The 21085-nt window shown below is 38.0% G+C and carries 17 protein-coding genes and 1 riboswitch; of the genes, 8 read left to right on the forward strand and 9 right to left on the reverse strand.

The window, feature by feature from the left end; all coding sequences use genetic code 11:
* Positions 1-14: 14 nt before the first annotated feature.
* From AXA65_RS17430 to AXA65_RS17465, 8 genes are all read right to left on the reverse strand, one after another.
* Entirely contained in the window at positions 15-635 is a 621-nt protein-coding gene (locus AXA65_RS17430) for an HAD family hydrolase (RefSeq protein ID WP_063971335.1), read from the reverse strand.
* Positions 632-1858 (reverse strand): imidazolonepropionase, encoded by a 1227-nt coding sequence (gene hutI / locus AXA65_RS17435; RefSeq protein ID WP_063971336.1) that lies wholly within the window; start codon positions 1856-1858, stop codon positions 632-634. Before hutI ends, AXA65_RS17430 begins: the two co-directional genes overlap by 4 nt.
* A 58-nt stretch (positions 1859-1916) precedes the next feature.
* Positions 1917-2873, reverse strand: a complete 957-nt coding sequence (gene metF / locus AXA65_RS17440; protein WP_034973317.1) for a methylenetetrahydrofolate reductase [NAD(P)H] — start codon at positions 2871-2873, stop codon at positions 1917-1919.
* Positions 2874-2900: 27 nt separating this feature from the next.
* The gene (gene metH, locus AXA65_RS17445) at positions 2901-5564 is read right to left on the reverse strand and encodes a methionine synthase (protein ID WP_063971337.1); all 2664 of its coding nucleotides are present in this window, start codon (positions 5562-5564) and stop codon (positions 2901-2903) included.
* Positions 5565-5640: 76 nt separating this feature from the next.
* Positions 5641-6651, reverse strand: a complete 1011-nt coding sequence (locus tag AXA65_RS17450; RefSeq protein WP_063971338.1) for a homocysteine S-methyltransferase family protein — start codon at positions 6649-6651, stop codon at positions 5641-5643.
* Positions 6652-6950: 299 nt separating this feature from the next.
* Positions 6951-8111, reverse strand: a complete 1161-nt coding sequence (locus tag AXA65_RS17455; protein WP_063971339.1) for an O-succinylhomoserine sulfhydrylase — start codon at positions 8109-8111, stop codon at positions 6951-6953.
* A gap of 84 nt (positions 8112-8195) precedes the next feature.
* Positions 8196-9734: an ACT domain-containing protein gene (locus AXA65_RS17460; RefSeq protein WP_063971340.1), complete on the reverse strand. Its 1539-nt coding sequence runs from the start codon at positions 9732-9734 to the stop codon at positions 8196-8198.
* Positions 9734-10681, reverse strand: coding sequence for an alpha/beta fold hydrolase (locus AXA65_RS17465; protein ID WP_063971341.1), 948 nt, complete (start codon positions 10679-10681; stop codon positions 9734-9736). The genes AXA65_RS17460 and AXA65_RS17465 overlap by 1 nt, the downstream gene beginning before the upstream one ends.
* Positions 10682-10734: 53 nt before the next feature.
* A riboswitch (SAM riboswitch) is annotated at positions 10735-10839 on the reverse strand.
* A 162-nt stretch (positions 10840-11001) separates the two neighbouring features.
* On the opposite strand from AXA65_RS17465, the gene AXA65_RS17470 reads away from it, so the two are divergent.
* Positions 11002-11808, forward strand: coding sequence for a glucose 1-dehydrogenase (locus AXA65_RS17470; protein ID WP_063971342.1), 807 nt, complete (start codon positions 11002-11004; stop codon positions 11806-11808).
* Positions 11809-12054: 246 nt separating this feature from the next.
* Positions 12055-14661 (forward strand): MGH1-like glycoside hydrolase domain-containing protein, encoded by a 2607-nt coding sequence (locus AXA65_RS17480; RefSeq protein ID WP_063971344.1) that lies wholly within the window; start codon positions 12055-12057, stop codon positions 14659-14661.
* 45 nt (positions 14662-14706) lie between these two features.
* On the opposite strand, the gene AXA65_RS17485 is transcribed toward AXA65_RS17480, so the two are convergent.
* The gene (locus tag AXA65_RS17485) at positions 14707-15129 is read right to left on the reverse strand and encodes an OsmC family protein (protein ID WP_034973331.1); all 423 of its coding nucleotides are present in this window, start codon (positions 15127-15129) and stop codon (positions 14707-14709) included.
* A 330-nt stretch (positions 15130-15459) separates the two neighbouring features.
* Here AXA65_RS17485 and AXA65_RS17490 point away from each other — a divergent pair, with 330 nt between their 5' ends.
* The 6 genes from AXA65_RS17490 to lptE all read left to right on the forward strand — a co-directional run bounded on the left by AXA65_RS17490 (position 15460) and on the right by lptE (position 21081).
* On the forward strand, positions 15460-16182 hold the full coding sequence (locus AXA65_RS17490; protein ID WP_063971345.1) for an energy transducer TonB: 723 nt from the start codon (positions 15460-15462) through the stop codon (positions 16180-16182).
* 203 nt (positions 16183-16385) lie between these two features.
* Positions 16386-17819, forward strand: a complete 1434-nt coding sequence (miaB, locus tag AXA65_RS17495; RefSeq protein WP_063971346.1) for a tRNA (N6-isopentenyl adenosine(37)-C2)-methylthiotransferase MiaB — start codon at positions 16386-16388, stop codon at positions 17817-17819.
* Positions 17820-17855: 36 nt separating this feature from the next.
* Positions 17856-18359, forward strand: a complete 504-nt coding sequence (locus AXA65_RS17500; protein ID WP_051879815.1) for a hypothetical protein — start codon at positions 17856-17858, stop codon at positions 18357-18359.
* A complete protein-coding gene (locus tag AXA65_RS17505; protein WP_063971347.1) occupies positions 18331-19128 on the forward strand; it encodes a tetratricopeptide repeat protein in 798 nt (265 codons plus the stop codon). The genes AXA65_RS17500 and AXA65_RS17505 overlap by 29 nt, the downstream gene beginning before the upstream one ends.
* Positions 19129-19201: 73 nt before the next feature.
* Positions 19202-20497: a sigma-54 interaction domain-containing protein gene (locus AXA65_RS17510; RefSeq protein ID WP_063971348.1), complete on the forward strand. Its 1296-nt coding sequence runs from the start codon at positions 19202-19204 to the stop codon at positions 20495-20497.
* Between the two features lie 32 nt (positions 20498-20529).
* On the forward strand, positions 20530-21081 hold the full coding sequence (lptE, locus tag AXA65_RS17515) for an LPS assembly lipoprotein LptE (protein ID WP_117590510.1): 552 nt from the start codon (positions 20530-20532) through the stop codon (positions 21079-21081).
* The last annotated feature ends 4 nt before the right edge of the window (positions 21082-21085 follow it).

Genomic DNA, 21085 nt, shown 5'->3' on the forward strand with positions numbered 1-21085 from the left:
AAACCGAACTCAGGTTATTTTAATAAATCGTCAAAGTTTTCTATTTGATTTTCAGCGTTTTCTATTTTCCCAAAACCGTAAGCAGCGTAAATAAAATCGACACCAGCTTTCTCAGAAGAATCTTTGTCCCAAATCGTATCACCGAGATAGACTGGATTTTGAAGGTTATTTCGTTCGACAATCAATCGTATGTTTTCATCTTTTGGCAAACCACCATTCCCAAAACATTCGAAATCCTCGAAATAGGGATTGAGGTCGTAATAATCCAGAAAACTCTCTATGTAGCCGGAAAGACAATTGCTGACAATGAAAAGACGATGCGTTTTGCTGAGTTTTTCTAATGTTTCCCGAACGTTTGGGAATAATCTTCCACCAGATTCGTTGAGATATTTTTTTTCTCTCGTACTATAAATATCTTCAAAATCCTGAAGTTTTTCTTTTGGAATAAAATTGAAATGCTGAGCAAAAATATCGTCCATCTTCATTCCAGAAAAATTTCTGATTTCCAAAGAACTTAGATTGATTTCAAAACCAATTTCTTTGATACTATCATTAAAAGCTCTGACAACGGTCTCCGACGCATCCCAAAGCGTTCCGTCCAGGTCAAAAATTAGACTGTCTCTTTCTTTTATCATAAAATCGATTTTCCGTTGATGTAAACTTTTGAAGGTTTTAAACTCCCTTGATTGTAAAGAATATTTTGAAAATTATCTGTTTCGTAAGTGATGAAATCTGCTTTTTTACCTTTCGCTAAAATTCCTCTGTCTTCTAAATCCAATGCGTAAGCGGCGCGGAAAGTGATTGCTGACAAAACCTCGGCTGTTGTTAATTTTTGGTAAGTTGCGAGGATCGACGCTTGAGTTATGAGATTTCCCATCGGCGCAGAACCTGGATTCCAGTCTGTTGCGATGGCTAGAATTCCACCTCTATCGAGGATTTTTCTGGCTGGAGAAAATGGTTCGCCTAATCCTAAGCTTGCACCTGGAAGTGCAATGGCGACGGTATTAGAATTTGCAAGAAACTCAATGTCTTCATCAATTGTAGCTTCCAAATGGTCGGCAGATTTTGCTCCTACTTCCACCGCAATTCTTGAACTTCCAGCTGTAAATTGGTCTGCGTGAACGGTGATTTGGAAACCTAGTGCTTTGGCTTTCAGTAAAAATGCCTTGCTTTCTTCCGGCTGAAAAGCTGATTTCTCAATAAAAATATCAACCCGATTGGAAAGGTTTTCTTCTTTTACTTTTGGTAAGATCTCATCAATGATGTAATTGAGATAATCCTCAGATGAACCTTCAAAATCTCTTGGTTTCAAGTGTGCTGAAAGACAAGTCGGAATCAAGTTGACTTCGGTTTTTGTCTGAGCTTTTTTGATGGCTCGGAGCATTTTGAGTTCCTCGTCAACGTTTAATCCGTAGCCACTTTTTATTTCGATGGTTGTGATGCCTTGATTTAATAAAATATTGATGCGCTTCAGAATTCCATCAATCAAATCATCTTCCGAAGCTTTTCGTGTATGCTGTACAGAACTCCAGATTCCGCCGCCAGATTCTGCAATTTCGAGATAAGTTTTCCCGGCATTTCTCATCGCAAAATCATTGGCGCGATTTCCTCCGAAACAGATATGCGTGTGTGCATCTATAAAAGCGGGAATTGCAATTTGTTCATTTTCGATCAAATCAATTTCAGAATCTGCAAATTTTTGTTTTAAAACTTCAAACTTTTCAACCTCGAGAATAATTCCGTTCTCGGTTAATATTCCGCCATCATTAATGATTTCCAATTGTTCGTCATTTAATTTTCCTTTTAATGGAAGATTGCTGAGCGTAACTATTTGTTTAAAAGGACCTGATAATTTCATATGTAATCTTGAATCGTAAAATTAAAAAAAAGAGATGCAAACTACATCTCTTTTTGTCTTAAAAAACCTCTCTCCCGATTTTCAAAATATTATCACTTTTCCCCATCGAGTAAAAATGCAGAACCGGAATTCCAAAATCTAACAATTCTTTACATTGATTGATGGCCCACTCTATCCCAACTTCACGAACATCGCTATTAGTTTTACACTTTAAAACTTCCGAAATAAGATTTTCTGGTAAATCAATTTTAAAAACCTGTGGTAACATTTGCAAATGCCCTTTGGTGGCAATTGGTTTGATGCCTGGAATGATTGGAACATCAATCCCGATTTCTCTGGCTTGTTTCACAAAATCAAAGAATTTTTGATTATCGAAAAACATTTGAGTGACGATATAATCTGCGCCTGCTTCCACTTTTTTCTTCAACATTTGAAGGTCATAATTCATAGAAGGTGCCTCGATATGTTTTTCAGGATAACCAGCCACACCAATGCAGAAACTGCTATTATCATCTGATACAATTTCCTCGTGAAGGTATTTTCCGGTTCCCAAATCGTGAATTTGTTTCACCAAATCCGAAGCATATTTGTGACCACCTTTTGACTGCTCAAAATATTTCTCACCTTTCATAGCGTCGCCTCTTAAAGCAACAATGTTATTGATTCCCAAATACATACAATCTACCAAAAGATATTCGGTTTCTTCTTTTGTAAAGCCTCCGCAAAGGACGTGTGGAACTGTATCTACGTTGTATTTATTCTGAATCGCAGAACAAATTCCCAAAGTTCCGGGACGCATCCTCGTGATTTTTCGTTCCATCAAACCGTTTCCTCTTTCTAAGAAAATATATTCTTCGCGGGAAGTGGTCACATCAATAAAAGGCGGATTGAACTCCATCAAAGGGTCAATATTTTTATACAAATCAGCGATTCCGACGCCTTTTTGTGGCGGAACAATTTCGAAAGAGAAAAGCGTTTTTCCGTTGGCGTTTTTTATATGGTCAGTAATTTTCATTTAATAGTTTTAAAATAATTTATAGAATTAATCAGCCAAATTCGGGCTCAGCCATTTTCTAGCATATTCCAAATCGACATCTTTTCTTTCCGCATAATCTTTCAATTGGTCTTCATCAATTTTCCCAACGCCGAAATATTTTGATTTTTCATTACCAAAATAATAACCTGAAACTGCTGCTGTTGGCCACATCGCCAAACTTTCAGTTAAAGTCACACCGATTTTCTCATCCACTTTCAGCAAATCCCAAATCGTCAATTTATCCAAATGGTCGGGACAAGCCGGATAACCTGGAGCGGGACGAATTCCCAGATATTTTTCTTTAATCAAATCATCATTCGTCAAAGTTTCATTTTCTGAATAACCCCAATATTCGGTTCTGACTTTTTTGTGAAGATATTCTGCGAACGCTTCTGCAAAACGGTCTGCCAAAGCTTTTACCATGATCGCATTGTAATCGTCCATTTTATCTTCGTATTCCTTCGCCAATTCATCTGCGCCAAAACCTGTACAAACACAGAAAACACCGATATAATCTTGCTTTGCTGAATTTTCAGGCGCAATAAAATCTGACAAAGCGAAATATTCTTTTCCTTCCGATTTTTTATGCTGCTGACGTAAAGTCCTGAAAGTGGAAATCACATTTTGATTGTCATCATAAACCAAAATATCATCTCGCTCCGTCGCATTTGCAGGGAAAATTCCGAAAATTCCTTTGGCTTTAAAGCTTTTTTCTTGAAGGATTTTCTTAAGCATTGCTTTGGCTTCGTTAAATAAAATTGTCGCTTGTTCTCCAACAACATTATCAGTCAAAATATCAGGGAATTTCCCAAACAATTGCCAGCTTCTGAAAAACGGCGACCAGTCAATAAATTCAACTAATTCATCCAAATCTTGGTCTTCAATTACAGTAAATCCAAGTTTATTTGGCTTATGAATCTCTTCATTTTCCCAATCGATTTTGAATTTCTGTTTTCTGGCTTCATCAATCGTAACGTATTCTTTATCAACTTGTCTGTTCAGGAATTTCTCACGGAAATCGTCGTAATCTTTTTTCAATTCCAAAGAATAAACGCTGGATTTATCCTTATTTAAAAGCGAACTTACAACGCCAACAGCTCTGGAAGCATCATTCACGTGAACAACTGTATTCGCATATTTCGGAGCGATTTTCACAGCTGTGTGTGCTTTGGAAGTTGTTGCACCACCAATTAATAAAGGGAAACTAAGATTTCGTCTTTCCAATTCTGAAGCGAGGTGGACCATTTCGTCCAAACTTGGTGTAATCAAGCCGCTAAGACCGATGATGTCTACTTTTTCGTCAATCGCAGTCTGAATAATTTTATCTGCCGGAACCATCACACCGAGGTCAACGATCTCGTAATTATTACAACCTAAAACGACACTCACAATATTTTTTCCAATGTCGTGAACGTCGCCTTTCACGGTTGCCATCAATATTTTTCCGTTCGCAGGTCTCGTTCCGTCTTTTTCTGCTTCTATGAAAGGCTGAAGATAAGCCACTGCTTTTTTCATTACTCTCGCTGATTTCACCACCTGAGGCAAAAACATTTTTCCACTTCCGAAAAGGTCGCCAACAACGCCCATTCCGGTCATCAAATTAACTTCGATGACGTGAAGTGGTTTTTCCGATTGCAATCTTGCTTCTTCTGTATCTTCTTCAATAAAACGGTCAAGTCCTTTCACCAAAGAATGCGTGATTCTTTCCTGCAAGGGCATTTCGCGCCAAGCCAAATCTTCGGCTTTTTCTTTTTTGGTAGATTTTACTCGTTCGGAATAATCTAATAATCTTTCAGTTGCGTCGTCTTTTCTGTCGAGCATCACGTCCTCAACTAATTCCAAAAGTTCTTTTGGGATTTCGTCGTAAACTTCAAGCATTGTCGGGTTTACGATTCCCATATTCATCCCCGCTTTTATCGCGTGGTAAAGGAAAACGGAATGCATTGCCTCACGCACAGAATCGTTCCCTCGGAAAGAAAATGAAACGTTGGAAACGCCACCACTCACAGACGCATAAGGAAGATTGGTACGAACCCAACGCGTCGCTTCGATAAAATCAATGGCATTTCTGCGGTGCTCTTCCATTCCCGTTGCGACCGGGAAAATATTTAAATCGAAGATAATATCCTCTGCAGGAAAATCCAGTTGACTGACCAAAATATCATAAGAACGTTTGGTGATTTCAAGTCTTCTCTCAAAATTATCAGCTTGTCCAACCTCATCAAAAGCCATTACAATTACCGCAGCACCATAACGTTTTATTGCTTTTGCGTGATGAATGAATTCTTCTTCGCCTTCTTTTAAACTGATGGAATTAACCACAGCTTTTCCTTGAACAACTTGTAATCCAGCTTCCAATATTTCCCATTTCGAGGAATCAATCATAATTGGAATTCTGGAAATGTCGGGTTCTGAAGCAATTAAGTTCAGGAATTTTATCATCGATGCTTTACCGTCAATCAATCCGTCATCAAAATTGACATCCAGGATTTGTGCGCCTCCATCTACCTGATGACGGGCAATATCCAAAGCTTCGGAGAATTTTTCTTCCTTAATTAATCGGAGGAATTTTTTGGAACCGGCAACATTGGTTCTTTCCCCAACATTGATGAAGTTAGATTCCGGTGTTATAATTAGAGGTTCTAGACCTGATAATTTTAAGTATTTCATAAGTTAATTTACCAATGTAATAATCTACCAATGTAACAATCCTGAGCTCGTCACTTATTGGTAAATCGATACATTGTTATATTGTTACATTGATTCTTCTCGGTTCGTAGTTGTTTGCCAAATCAGCAATCGCTTTGATATGTTCAGGCGTTGTTCCACAACAACCACCGATGATATTAATAAGTCCTTTTTCCAGATATTCCTGAACTTGCTCGGCCATTTGACTTGCAGTTTCATCATACTGTCCAAAAGCGTTCGGTAAGCCGGCATTTGGATAAGCCGAAATCCCGAATTCGGATTGGGAAGAAATCGCTTCCAAATAAGGCGTCAGTTGTTTTGCGCCCAAAGCACAATTGAATCCGACACTCAACAAGTTAAGATGGGAAACAGAAATCAGAAAAGCTTCCGCAGTCTGTCCGCTCAAAGTTCTTCCGGAAGCATCGGTAATGGTTCCGGAAACCATAATCGGGATTTTGATATTTCTTTCTTCCTGAATCTGGTCGATGGCGAAAAGTGCTGCTTTTGCATTCAGTGTATCGAAGATGGTTTCTACTAAGAGAATGTCGGAACCGCCGTCCAGCAGAGCTTCTGCCTGCTGTTTATACGCAATTCTCAGTTCGTCGAAAGTGATTGCGCGATAACCTGGGTCATTCACGTCTGGGCTAAGACTCGCCGTTCTGTTGGTTGGTCCGATTGAGCCGGCAACAAATCTTGGTTTGTTGGGATTTTGAACTGTGAATTCGTCGCAGACTTTGCGGGCGATTTTGGCCGACTCATAATTGAGTTCGTACACCAAATCTTCCATATGGTAATCGGCCATCGCAATCGTGGTTCCAGAAAATGTATTGGTTTCCAGAATGTCTGCGCCGGCTTCCAGGTATTTTTTGTGAATCTCTTCTATTGCTTCTGGCTGTGTCAGAGACAGCAGATCATTGTTTCCTTTGAGTGAAGATTCCCAGTCTTTGAAGCGCTCACCTCGATAATCTTCTTCCGAGAAATTGTAGCGCTGAATCATTGTTCCCATTGCGCCATCTAAGATTAAAATTCTTTCGGAAATGGCTTTATATAATTGTTCTAAATTTTTCATTATTTCATTTTTCGTTAACGTGTCAGAATGAATTCCAACGCTTGTTATCTATTTTTCGTTAGTCGTTAGAATGAATTCTAACGTTAAAATATTGGTCGTTCCTATGGAACTTATTTTTTAATCGTCGATTGAAAGAGGAAACCTCAACATAGCCCCGATGGGAATGGCATCCTTTTTTTGCTTTGACTGAACTTTCTTTTTGATGACCGATCGTCGTAGCAAAAAAAGATATAGTGGACAGCGGGTTGGAATCGTGATTCGAAGACGAAAACTTGTTGCTCCTAATTCCTTCGACTCCTTTAATCTAAAGCTTGTTCCAAATCATTGATAATATCGTCTATATTTTCCAATCCAACGGAGCAACGCACCAATCCGGCGGTGATTCCGACCTCGTTTCGCTCGTCATCCGAAAGCTTGGAATGTGTTGTGGAAGCGGGATGCGTAACAATCGTTCTGGTGTCTCCAAGGTTTGCAGACAGTGAACACATCTTGATTCGGTTGAGGAAATTGCGACCGCCCTCGATGCCATTTTTGACTTCGAAAGCGACGATGTTTCCGCCTAATTTCATTTGTTTTTTGGCGATTTCATAGCTTGGATGGGACTTCAGGAATGGATATTTAACCAATTCCACGTTCGGATGATTTTCCAGAAACTCGGCCACTTTGAGCGCATTTTCGCAATGTTTCTCGACACGAATCGCCAAAGTTTCCAGACTCTTGCTCAAAACCCACGCGTTGAACGGCGACATCGCGGGACCTGTGTTTCTTGCGAAAAGGTAAATCTCGCGAATCAAATCTGCCTTCCCCACAGCAACGCCACCGAGCACACGACCTTGACCGTCAATGAGTTTCGTTGCGGAATGAACGACAATATCTGCACCATACTTGATTGGCTGTTGGAGATAAGGTGTTGCAAAACAGTTATCTACTACGAAAATTAAGTTGTGCTTTTTTGCAATTTGTCCGAAGAATTCTAAATCTAAAATTTCGATTGCCGGATTTGTCGGCGTTTCCAAATACAGGATTTTTGTATTTGGCTTGATATATTTTTCAATATTCTCGGCGTCTTCTGCTTTGAAGTAAGTGGTTTCGATATTCCATTTTGGGAAATATTTCGTAAATAATGTGTGCGTAGAACCGAAAACCGACTGACAGCTAACAATGTGGTCACCAGCGTTGAGCAACGTCGCAAATGTGGAATAAATTGCTGCCATTCCTGTAGCAAAAGCATAACCAGATTCTGCGCCTTCCATTTTCGTGATTTTGTCTACGAATTCTGTAACGTTTGGGTTGCTGAAACGGCTATAAAGATTTTTGTCTTTTTCTTCCGCAAAACTCGCACGCATATCTTCCGCATCTTCGAAAACGAAGCTCGAAGTGAGGTACAAAGGCGTGGAATGCTCGTCAAACTGAGTTCTTTCGGTTTGGGTTCTGATGGCTAATGTTTCGAAATTTTCCATAATTTAATGTAACAATGTATCAGTTTAGCAATTTACCAATGTCATTGTTACATTCTTTACATTGGTAGATTGGTACATTAGAATTTATTTTGTTTCGCTCAGTCTTAAAATATCTCCGAAAACACCTCGGGCAGTCACTTTTGCTCCGGCTCCGGCGCCCATTATGACGATTGGATTTTCGCCATAACTTTCTGTGTAGATTTCGAAGATGGAATCTGAACCTTTTAGTTGTCCGAGTGCGGAATTTGCTGGAACTGAGATTAATTTCACATCCAATTCTCCTTTTTCTTCCTGAAGATTTCCGTGCAAATCGCCGACGTAACGTAAAACGTGGTCTGGTTTCTGATTTTCTTTGATGTTTTTATATTCTGAATCTAATTCTTCCAATCTTGAAATGAATTCATTTTTATCAATGTCCAAAAGATTTTCTGGAACGAGATTTTGAATATTAATGTCTTGAAATTCATTGATCAAATCTAATTCTCTTGCTAGAATCAACAATTTTCTCGCAACATCATTTCCGGATAAATCTTCGCGTGGGTCTGGTTCTGTAAAACCTTTGTCCATCGCTTCTCGGATAATGACGGAATATTTGTCGTTTCGAAGGGAAAAATTATTGAAAACATAACTCAAAGTTCCGGAAAAAACACCTTTGATTCTGGTGATATTTTCGCCTGAAAGATGGAGAAGCTTAATGGTGTCAATCAAAGGTAAACCTGCACCAACATTGGTTTCATAGAGGTATTTCTTTTTGTTTTTTTCTAATAATTTTCTGAAATCACGGTATTCTGAAATTGGTAACGTGTTATAAATTTTGTTAGAACCGACGACATCAAAACCATTCTCAACAAAGGTTGGATAATGTTTTACAAAATCTTTGCTTGCTGTGTTATCGACCATCACAAGGTTTTCCAAATGATGTTCTTTTGCAAACTCAACTAATTTTTCTACACTGGATTCTGTTTGGGAAAATTTGATTTTCTGTCTCCAATCGCTTCCGAAGCCGGCTTGGTTGAAAGCTATTTTTTTAGAATTCGCAATTGCAACGATTTTCAAATCAACTCTTTTTCTTTTTAGAATATCATAAGCTGAATCGAGGATTTGCTCAACTAAAGTTCCACCGACATTTCCGTGACCAATCAAAGCGAGATGAACGGTTTTTGGTTTTCCGTAGATTTCTGTTTCGATGATGTTTTTTGTGATTTCGGTTTGGTTTTCGGTCACAACGATGTTTACTCTTCCAGCAGACGCGATTTGACTTAATAATAAAGGGAAAATCTTATTGCGCTGAAGTTCAGACAAAATTTTATTATAATTATCTGAAACAAAACCAATAACGCTAAGACTATCAATACTATAGATATTATTAACGTAACCTTCTTTTGTTTCTTTCTCGAACTCTTTTTTCAGAAACTTAACCGCATCTTCTGCATCAACTTCATCTACAAGGACAGAAATTCCGTTTTCTATGGCTTGCTGGGAAATAACGCCAACGCTGATTCCGCCTCCATTTAAAGCTTGAAAAATGCGTGAATCCACGCCGATTTGTCCGAGGAAATTTTTTCCTTCGAAGTTGACCAAAGCTTTGTTTCTATAAATATTAATTGCGTTCTTGTCTGTCATCAGTTCAAAAATAAAGGTGTTAAAATGGTGTTCAGTTGTTCGTATTCCATCAGGAAAGCATCGTGTCCGTGGATGGATTTGATTTCGTGGTAGTGAACATTTTTGTTTTTATGTTTTAAAAAATCGTAAGTGTTTTTAATCTCAAAAGCCGGATAAAAAAGGTCTGAATCAACCGAAATCAAATGGATTTCTGCATTGATATTTTCCAGTTCGTTTTCCTTTCCGTTGATGTTCATTAGAAGATGATTTACCAGCTTGTAAGCTTTTAAACTAAATCTTTCATTCAATCGGTTTCCGTGGAAGTTGAGCCAGTCGTGGGACTTTAAAATCTGCTTTTTAGAATCAGTTTCTCTTTTGAATCTGGAGTTGAGAGATTCAGGTGTTCTGTAGCACAACATTGCGTGAACTCTTGCTTTCTCAAGCGGTTTATCTTCAGATTCTAAAAGATATTTCTGAACCAGACATTGCGAATGAAGCCAATCCGACGTTTTAAAATCTGTCGCGATTGGAATAAATCTTTCTGCTAAATTATTTTCCAAAGCCAACATTTCCCAACCGATAGAACCGCCAACAGAACCGCCAACCAAAGCGAAAAGTTTTTGAATTTTCAGAAGCTTTATACCTTCGATGAAAATTTTGGCGATGTCCTGAACTATAAAGTTTTCGTAATCATCAATGAAATAGCCGTCAAAACCATTTCCTGGAATGTTGAAACAGATTATTGTAAATCGGTTGGTGTCAATCACTTTTCCGTTTCCGACCAAGGTTTTCCACCAACCGTCTTCGCCTGCGACATCGGAGTTCCCTGTGAGAGCATGGTTTATCAGAATGATGGGAGCAGAATACAGTTCTTTTCCAAAAAGCTGATAGCTTAATGGAATATCATAAACCTTTCCGGCTTGTGTCGTGAAATGTAATGTCTGAAGATGTTGTAACTTATTTTCCAATTTTATCTGATAAAAAAATTGAAAATGCTACGGGGAAATGTAGAATAAATGTTTGGTTATCTTTTCCGTCTATGCGGATAGAATTTAGCACCTTCTTCGTTTCCGAAGGGTTGCCAAGGTTTCACAGAGTCTAATCTCTCCACCTTTCTCGATAACATTTTCAATATGTAAATGAACAATTCTGACTGCAAATATACTTCACAAAGTTCGCTTTTTCCAAATTTCGCTTGAAATTTCTAAAATAATTATTTGTTAATATTCTATTTACTCTGAACTTGCGTATAATATTTGTAGTTAAAATTTCTTTTTACAAATAAATTATGGAAATCAATCTAAATAAACAAGTCGCCATCGTGACGGGTTCCAGCAGTGGAATTGGGAAAGGAATTGCTATTAGTTTGGCAAAATCAGGCGCAATCACAATCATAAATCATTCATCTGACCATTCAAGACCAGAAGCCGAGGATACTCTAAAAACTATTCAGGAAAGTGGAGGTGAAGGTTTTATCATTCAATGTGATGTGAGTAAAGAAGACCAAGTTCAGGCAATGTTTCAGACGACAATTGAGAAATTTGGAACAGTTGATATTCTTATTAATAATGCTGGTTTGCAACAAGATGCATCGTTCATTGATATGACTTTGGCGCAATGGCAAAAAGTGATTGATGTGAATTTGACGGGACAATTTCTTTGCTCAAGAGAGGCTATCAGAGAATTTTTGAAACGTGGAATGAATGACAAATCTAAAGCTTTGGGGAAAATAATCAATATCAGCAGTGTTCACGAGACGATTCCGTGGGCGGGACACGCGAATTATGCTTCCAGCAAAGGCGCTTTGAGAATGCTGATGCAGACTTTGGCTCAGGAATATGGAAAGCAAAAAATCCGGGTGAATAATATCTGTCCGGGCGCAATTCAAACGCCAATCAACAAATCCGCTTGGGACAATAAGGAGTCTCTGGATGCGCTGATGACGCTGATTCCGTATGATAGAATCGGGCAACCGGAAGACATTGGAAATTTAGCCGTATTTTTGGCGAGTGATTATTCGGATTACATTACGGGAGCGAGTATTTATGTGGATGGTGGAATGACGACGCTGGAGAGTTTTGCGGACAACGGATAGTTTGGTTTTTGGTTGATGGTTTTTAGTTTTTGGAATTTTAAAAACTTGAAAGAAGGGAAAAACCTCAACATAGCCCCGATGGGAACGGCATCCTTTTTTTGCTTTTGGGAAAATCTACTTTGGATGACAAACCGTCGTAGCAAAAAAAGATATAGTGGACAGCGGGTTGGAAACGTGGAACAGAAATCGAAACGTGATGCTCCTAAATTAAAACGAATAATTATTCTTTAAAATAATTAGAAACATATGAACGAGGAAGAAAAATTGAGGAATCCGCGTTGGAAGAAATGGGGACCTTATGTGAGCCATCGCCAATGGGGAAATGTGCGGGAAGATTACAGTACAAACGGCGATGCGTGGGGATTTACAGGCCACGACACGGCAGAAGCCTGGACCTACAGATGGGCCGAGGAAGGCATCGCAGGAATCTCGGATGAGAAGCAACAGATGTGTTTTGCATTCTCATTTTGGAACAAAAAAGATATTAGAATTAAAGAACGTTTTTTCGGGCTGAGCAATCATCAGGGGAATCACGGGGAAGATATAAAGGAAATTTTTTATTATTTGGACAATACACCGTCTCACAGCTATATGAAGATGGTTTACAAATATCCAATCAATGAATTTCCTTACGAGGAACTCATCAACGTGAATGGTCAACGTTCCAAAAATGAGATGGAATATGAGCTGATTGACACGGGGATTTTCGATAACGACGAATATTTTGATATTTTCATTGAATATGCAAAAGCCGGCGAGGATGATTTTTTAATCAGGATTGATGTTCATAACCGAAGTGATAGACCAGCGCCAATCGTGGTTTTGCCAACAGTTTGGTACAGAAATAACTGGATGTGGGGTTACAATGATTACAAAGGAAAACTAGGATTTTCTAAGCGGGGCGAAATTGATATTCACCATAATAGCCTTAGTATAAAAAAACTTTATTCCCGAAACAGAAATGTGGATGCGTTGTTTTGTGAGAATGAAACCAACCGTTCGAGGTTATTTAATCTTCCGAAGACTGAAGGTTTTTTCAAAGACGGAATCAATCAATACATTACGAAAGGTCTTGATACTATTAATCCTTCTAAGACTGGGACAAAAGCATCTCTTCATTGTGAAGAGATTATAGAAGCGAATAGCAATAAAGTTTTTGAGTTCCGATTATCGCCACATATTATGGAGGATGCGTTTTGGGATTTTGATGAAATTGTTGCAAGAAGGAAACAAGAAGCTGATGATTTCTACGGAAACATCCAGCAAGACATTGATAATGAGGATGAAAAAAATGTTCAAAGACAGGCTTTTGCTGGATTGCTTTGGAACAAACAATTTTATCATTACAACGTTGGAAAATGGCTGAAAGGCGACCCGAATTTCCCCATCCAAAGAAAAGGCTTTGTAAGAAACAGCAATTGGGAACATCTTCATAACAAAGATATTATATCGATGCCAGACAAGTGGGAATATCCTTGGTATGCGACTTGGGATTTGGCGTTCCATTGCGTGAGTTTTTCTGTAATTGATTCGGAATTTGCTAAAAATCAATTGATTACATTGACAAAAGAATGGTATATGCATCCAAACGGTCAGCTTCCGGCTTATGAATGGAATTTTGATGATGTTAATCCACCTGTTCACGCCTGGGCAACTTTCCGAGTTTTTAAAATTGACGAAAAAAATAATGGGAAGCCGGATTTGGCTTTCCTAGAAAGGGTTTTCCAAAAATTATTGTTGAATTTCACTTGGTGGGTAAACCGAAAAGATTACAACGGAAATAATATTTTTGGAGGCGGATTCCTTGGTTTGGATAATATTGGAGCCTTTGACAGAAATATGGAATTCAATGAAGGGGAACATCTTGAACAAGCCGATGGAACCAGCTGGATGGCGATGTACGCACTGAATATGATGCGTATTTCGATGGAATTAGCGATTCACAATCCAGTTTATGAAGATATGGCGATTAAGTTTTTTGAACATTATCTTTACATTGCAGAAGCGATGGAAAATATCGGGGACGGAAAACAAGGACTTTGGAATGAGGAAGACGGATTTTTCTACGATTTGCTACAGTTATCCAACGGAGACAGTGTGAATTTGAAACTTCGAAGCATCGTTGGATTGATTCCGATGTTTGCGGTAGAAGTTGTGGAACACAGTATGTTGGAAAAATTGCCACAGTTCAAAAAACGAATGGAATGGATTCTCAAAAACAAACAAGACCTCACAAAACTCGTTTCCCAATGGTATGTGGAAGGCGAAGGAAACAAACACCTTTTGAGTATCCTCAGAAAAACAAGATTGACCAAAGTTTTGACAAGATTGGTAGACGAATCCGAATTTCTAAGCGATTACGGAATCCGTGCGATGTCCAAAGTTTATGAAGAAAATCCGTTCCGATTTACCGTTCACGACCAGGAACACGTGGTTTATTACACGCCTGCAGAAAGTGACAGCCGAATGTTCGGTGGAAACAGCAACTGGCGCGGACCAATTTGGTTTCCGATTAACTTCCTGATTGTCGAGAGTTTACAGCGTTTCCATTTCTTTTTCGGTGATGCATTGACGATTGAATATCCGAAAGGAAGTGGCGTTCAAAAAAATCTTGAGGAAGTTTCCAAAGACATCAGCGACAGACTTTGTGGCATTTTCCTAAAAGACGAAAACGGAAACAGAGCGTTCAACGGTGGCGTTGACAAATTCAACAATGACCCGCATTTCAAGGATTACATTATGTTCTTCGAATATTTCCACGGTGACAATGGCCGAGGCGTTGGTGCTTCCCATCAAACCGGATGGACTTCTACGGTAGCGAAATTGATTCAGCCAAGGTTGACGAACAGATAAAATTATAAAAAGAAACCTTCTCGATTTTGAGAAGGTTTTGTTTTATTAATCTACAATATTTCCATTGACATGGACTTCGTAAGTGATTTCCACATTTGGTTCCAATGTTTTGGAAACCGAACAATATTTTTCAAACGATAATTCTCCGGCTTTCTTCGCTTTCTTCGGGTCGATTTCGCCTTCGAGGAAGAATTTTACTTTGATGGATTTGAAAGGTTTTGCTTCATCCACTTGGACTCTTTCGCCTTCCACTTCTGCTTTGAAATCGGTAATCGTCTGGCGTTGTTTTTTTAGGATTGAAACGACATCTATTCCGCTACATCCTGCAACTGCCATTAATAATGATTGCATTGGTGAAACACCTTTTGCGCCTGGTAAAGTCGTATTGTCTAATAAAATAGAATTTCCCTGTTCATTGGAACATTCGAAAAGGAAATCGTCGTTGATTCTATTGAGTGTAATTTTCATCTTAAAATTAAATTAAATTCAAATTTACAAAATCAAAATAGGATAGAAATAGATCTTATCTGTCAATATTATAAAAATGTCTTAGGTATTAGAGGATAAGCCATTCTGTATTTTTTTTCCAATGCATAACTAATGGTATCACAAACAATAATTTTGTATTCACATTTTGCATTCACATTTTGTGGATTTTGAATAATAAAGTTATTATGGAATTTTATATTCATCATAACATAAATGACTTTAAATATTAATAATCAAAATTTCTTTTTACATAATTACAATTTATATATTTGACAGAATTAATAACTAATGAACCTATCTTAATTTAAAATGAAAAAAAACCTTTGTCTTCTATTGCTTTTTCCAGTCTTTGCCTTTTCCCAGATTTTAGATGAATATCCCAAAGGACAAGCTTTCTACAAAGATGGCATCTCCAATTTTTACAAAGAAGCGCACGATTTTTTGATCAAAGAGAATGCGAAAGAATGCGATGCCGCAGAGATCTACGTTCCAAGAATACTAGTAACTTCCCAAGGTCAAGTGAAAACTGTAAAAGATAGTGATACCCTTAATATTTCCAAAAACAAATGTGCTTATAATCTTTCTATGGCGGTTTTGAAAGGTCTCAAAAATTGGAATCCAGCAGAAGTAAAAGGTGGAAAGTTGGGAGCGATTACAGATTTTGTTTTTTATCCAAAAGATCTGATGAGCGATTATAAAGAAAATTACAATGCTTATAGCTCTGTCACAAAAGCTGAATATTCTGACGGAATGGAAAAATTTCATGAAGCATTTCACGATCATTTTATGTCTCTGTTTTTTGATTATCACATTAATGGAAATATCAATATAGAATTCTACGTCAATGAGTCAGGGGAGATGATCAATGCCAGAATTTATCCTGCGATAGACAACAAAGACTTCAACAAAGATTTTTTTCGGACTTTAAAAAGAATGAAGAAAAAATGGAAGCCTGCCTTATATTCCGGAATCCCTATAAAACAAAGAATTGCGTTTCCTATCATATTCTCTGTAAAATTCAATGAAAGATAGTAGCTTGCTTTTTGAAGGGATATTGTTCTAAATTTTGAAAAATAGTATTTAAAAATATTCATTTTAAGTCGATTCAACACCAAATGTAGTTTTCATCAAGTTTTTCTATAAAATAAATCCCTGCCATTCTGTCACAATATTTTGTATCTTTGCAAATTAATTTAAACTTTTAGAATTACTCTAAAATCTAATTTCTTACAAAAGTGCAGGAAAAATATATAGACGAAACCAAACAAGGCGAAGCATTTGCGATTGCGGAAAAACCAGGAAACGGCAAAAAACTGTTCTTGGAAAGCTACGGCTGTCAGATGAACTTCTCTGATTCTGAGATTGTTGCATCCATCCTCAATGAACAAGGCTACAACACGACCTTGAAAGTGGAAGAAGCCGATCTGATCTTATTGAATACTTGTTCCATCCGTGAAAAAGCAGAGCAGACCGTGAGAATGCGTCTCGCTCAGTTCAAACACCTCAAAAAGGAAAAGCCAAATATGACCGTTGGCGTTCTTGGTTGTATGGCGGAGCGATTGAAAACCAAATTCTTAGACGAGGAACAACTGGTGGACCTGGTAGTTGGCCCCGATGCTTACAGAGATCTTCCAAACTTATTAAAAGAAACAGATGATGGTAGAGATGCCATCAACGTAATCCTTTCAAAAGAAGAAACTTACGCCGATATCAACCCTGTTCGTTTGGGTGGAAATGGCGTCACTGCTTTTGTAACAATTACAAGAGGTTGTGATAATATGTGTACTTTCTGCGTGGTCCCATTTACGCGAGGACGTGAGAGAAGTCGCGACCCGCACTCAATCATCGAGGAATGTCAAAGTCTTTGGAACAATGGATACAAAGAAATCACACTTCTTGGGCAAAACGTTGATTCTTACCTTTGGTATGGTGGCGGTCCTAAAAAAGATTTTGCAAAAGCTTCTGAAATGCAGAAACTAACCGCAATTAATTTTGCGCAGTTGCTTGATATGGTTGCAGTTGCAGTTCCAAATATGAGAATCAGATTCTCGACTTCCAATCCACATGAGATGACAGAACAGGTTTTCCGAATGATTGCCAAGCACGACAATATCTGTAATTATGTTCACCTTCCCGTTCAAAGTGGAAGCGACAGGATTCTACAATTGATGAACCGTCAGCATACGCGTCAGGAATACTTGGATTTAATTAAAAAAGGAAAAGAAATTGTTCCCGACATTTCATTCTCACAAGATATGATCATTGGATTCTGTACGGAAACCGAGGAAGATCACCAATTAACTATGAGTTTGATGCGTGAAGTTGAGTACGATTACGGTTATATGTTCTCCTACTCCACAAGACCAGGAACGCCTGCTCACAAGAAACTGGAAGACGATATTCCGGCAGATGTGAAGCAAAGACGTCTGGCTGAAGTGATTGCCCTACAAGGCGAACTTTCACGAAAAAGAATGCAAGGTTACGTTGGCAGAGTTCATGAAATTCTTATCGAAGGCACTTCCAAAAAGAATCAAAACCAATGGAAAGGCAGAAATTCTCAAAATGCAGTTTGCGTTTTTGATAAGTTGGAAGGACAGAAACTGGGCGACATTGTGTCTGTTTTTGTTCATGGCAATACACAGGGAACACTTTTGGGGGAAACGGTTTGATAGTTCATACTAATTGAATTCTTATTTGAATTAAGATTGAAGCATATTTTTTACATATTATTTCTACTGCCAATTCTTTTTAGCTGCCAGTCTGAGAAAGCAGTTAATGTCTATCCAAACCAAGTTGGGGATATCGAACTTGATGAAAAGTTAGATGATTCCAATTTTAAAAAATGTTTTGTTGATCCTTTTTCCTTCCAATATTATAATTTTGATGGATTTCAATATAAAGGCGAAAAATTAGAAATAGAAAAAAAATTAGAAAGATCAAATCTAATAAGTGACAAAAATTCAACTGGGTACATTACAATTCGTTTTGTAGTGAATTGTGAAGGAAAAACTGGAATGTTCAGAGTTCAACAAATGGATGAGAACTACAAAGAAAAAGTGTTTGACAAGAAATTCATTAATCAGCTTTTAGACTTTACGAAAAGTTTAAATGGATGGATTCCGCAAGAATATTTAGGAATAAAAATAAATTACTATCAATATTTAACCTTTAAAATAAAAGATGGAAAAGTTTCCGAAATACTTCCTTAGCTTTCTTATACTGGTTATTTATGCTAATGTGCAAGCGCAGGTAAACTGTAATGCAATCGAGGGCGAAAGGTGCAAAAAAGCATGCGAAATCTACAATAGCAATTCCGGTTCTCAAGGATCTCGTGAATCTCAGGAAAGTTTTGATAAAGCTATAGACTTGTGTCCGAATTTCTCCCATGCTTATATGGAAAAAGCAGTTCCTTACTTGAAAAGAGGAGATTTTATAACCTGGAAAAAACTAATTGATAAGGCTGTAGAGCTTAGCCCTAATAATCATTTGGATTACAGAGGCTGGTGCAAATTTCAATTTTTAAGAGATTACGAGGGCGCAATTCAGGATTTTGATCTGCTTGAAAAATATAGACCTGGAAATATCGGCTATTCAGTAAATGGCGATTATAATTTATATGTCGCAAAAGCGATTTGTTACAGCGCTTTAGATCAAAAAGAAAAAGCGATTCAGATTTTAGAAGATCTTTTTAAAACTAAAGATTACCATTTTGGACTTTACGATTATTATCAATTAGGCGTTACGTATTTCGAAAGTGGAAAATATGACAAAGCCTTAGAAAATTTTGAAAAGCAAAGCAAAGTTTACGATTTTGCAGAAAATATTTATTTTAGAAGTAAAGTTTCTAAAATTAGAAATAAAGATTATTTGAATTTGAAAAGTCTAGCCTTGAAGTCCTACGACGAAGGTAAAACAATGAAAGATGCTTACACGCATCATTTCAACAAAGTTTACAGAAAACAAATTATAGAACTGTAAATTTTAATTAAAAATTAAATTCAAAAAATCTTCCGACTTCCATCATCGGACATCGGACAAAAAATTAAAAATTATGGCAGAATTACAATCCATAAAAGCACGCTTCGGAATTATCGGAAACTTCCCGGCGCTTAACCGCGCTTTGGAAAAGGCAATCCAGGTGGCACCTACAGATATTTCGGTTTTAGTAATGGGAGAAAGTGGCGTTGGGAAAGAGTTTATCCCAAAGATCATCCACGGCGAATCCAGAAGAAAACACCAACCCTACATTGTTGTCAACTGTGGCGCAATCCCAGAAGGAACTATTGATTCAGAACTTTTTGGTCACGAAAAAGGCGCATTTACAGGCGCAACTTCTACAAGAAAAGGCTACTTCGAAGTGGCTGATGGTGGAACGATTTTCCTTGATGAAGTTGGAGAATTGCCACTTCAGACACAGGTTCGTTTGCTAAGAGTACTTGAAAGTGGCGAATTTATGAAGGTCGGTTCGTCTCAAGTTCAAAAAACGAATGTAAGAATCGTGGCTGCGACCAACGTCAATATGATGAAAGCAATCACAGACAATCGTTTCCGCGAAGATCTCTATTATCGTTTGAACACTGTTCAAATCGATATGCCGGCGCTTCGTGAGAGAAAAGGTGATATCCATTTGTTATTCAGAAAGTTCGCCATCGATTTTGCTGAGAAATACAGAATGCCTGAATTGAAATTGACGGACGATGCGGTTTCTTACCTTGAAAATTATGCGTTCCCAGGAAACGTCCGTCAGCTTAGAAATTTGGTGGAGCAGATGACCGTCGTAGAGCAAAACCGCGAAGTGAATTCCACAAAATTGGCAGAGTATATTCCGATGAATGCGAATCTGCCTGTCGTGATCTCTAAAACCACTGGAAGCGCAACTTCCGCAGATTTTGGATCGGAGCGAGATATCATGTACAAGATCCTCTTCGATATGAGGAACGACATTAATGATTTAAAATCCTTAACTTCGGAACTCATAAAAAACAAAGGAAACTCGGACTTAAGTCTTCAGGAAAAAAATCTTATTAATAGGATCTACACGCCTGAAACACAACAATCTGCCAGCCCAAATTCTTTGCTTTATTTTGAGAATAATCAAAACAATCAGAATCAGATCCATCATCCGACCATTATTTCTGAGGATGAGGACAACCACTATAACGATGTGGAGGATATCGAATTGGAGGAAAGCAGACCGGAATCTCTATCGCTTCAAAACAACGAAAAAGACCTGATCATCAAAGCGTTGGAAAAACACAAAGGCAGACGAAATAAGGCAGCAGACGAATTGGGAATTTCTCAGAGAACGCTTTACAGAAAAATAAAACAATATAATCTCGAGGAATAAAAACTCAGAAAAAGGCAAAAAAGAATCAAAAAATGATTTCGAACTTTAAAGATCATCTTTCATTTAACACTTTCAAAACTTGTATATTTTTACTGGTTTCTTGTTTCTTGACTTCGTGTTACAGCTTCACTGGATCCTCTCTTCGTGAGGATATGAAAACCGTAAAGATCAACACTTTCCCAAACAATGCCGCTAACAATCTACCAAGTCTGAGCCAGGATTTTACAGTAGCTTTACAAAACCGATTTCTCCAAAGAACAACGTTGAAGGGCGCGGTTGAAAATCCGGACCTATTGATAGAAGGTGAGATCAGTGATTATAACATCACACCAACCAGTGTTGGTGCAGCTACCACGACCACAACGGGAAATACGATACAGGCTTTACAAAATAAATTGACCATTACGATTAAGGTCCATTACGAAAACAGCAAAGATCCTACGCTGAGCTTTGATAGAACTTACAGTGACGAAGCCGTTTTCAACAGTGACCTGGACCTCAACACGATAGAAACCGCACAAGTGAAGATCGTGAACGAGAGGATCATCAACAAAATTTACAATGACATTGTCGCCAACTGGTAAACAT

It is taken from the genome of Chryseobacterium sp. FP211-J200 (genome assembly GCF_001643375.1).
Classification (GTDB): domain Bacteria; phylum Bacteroidota; class Bacteroidia; order Flavobacteriales; family Weeksellaceae; genus Epilithonimonas; species Epilithonimonas ginsengisoli.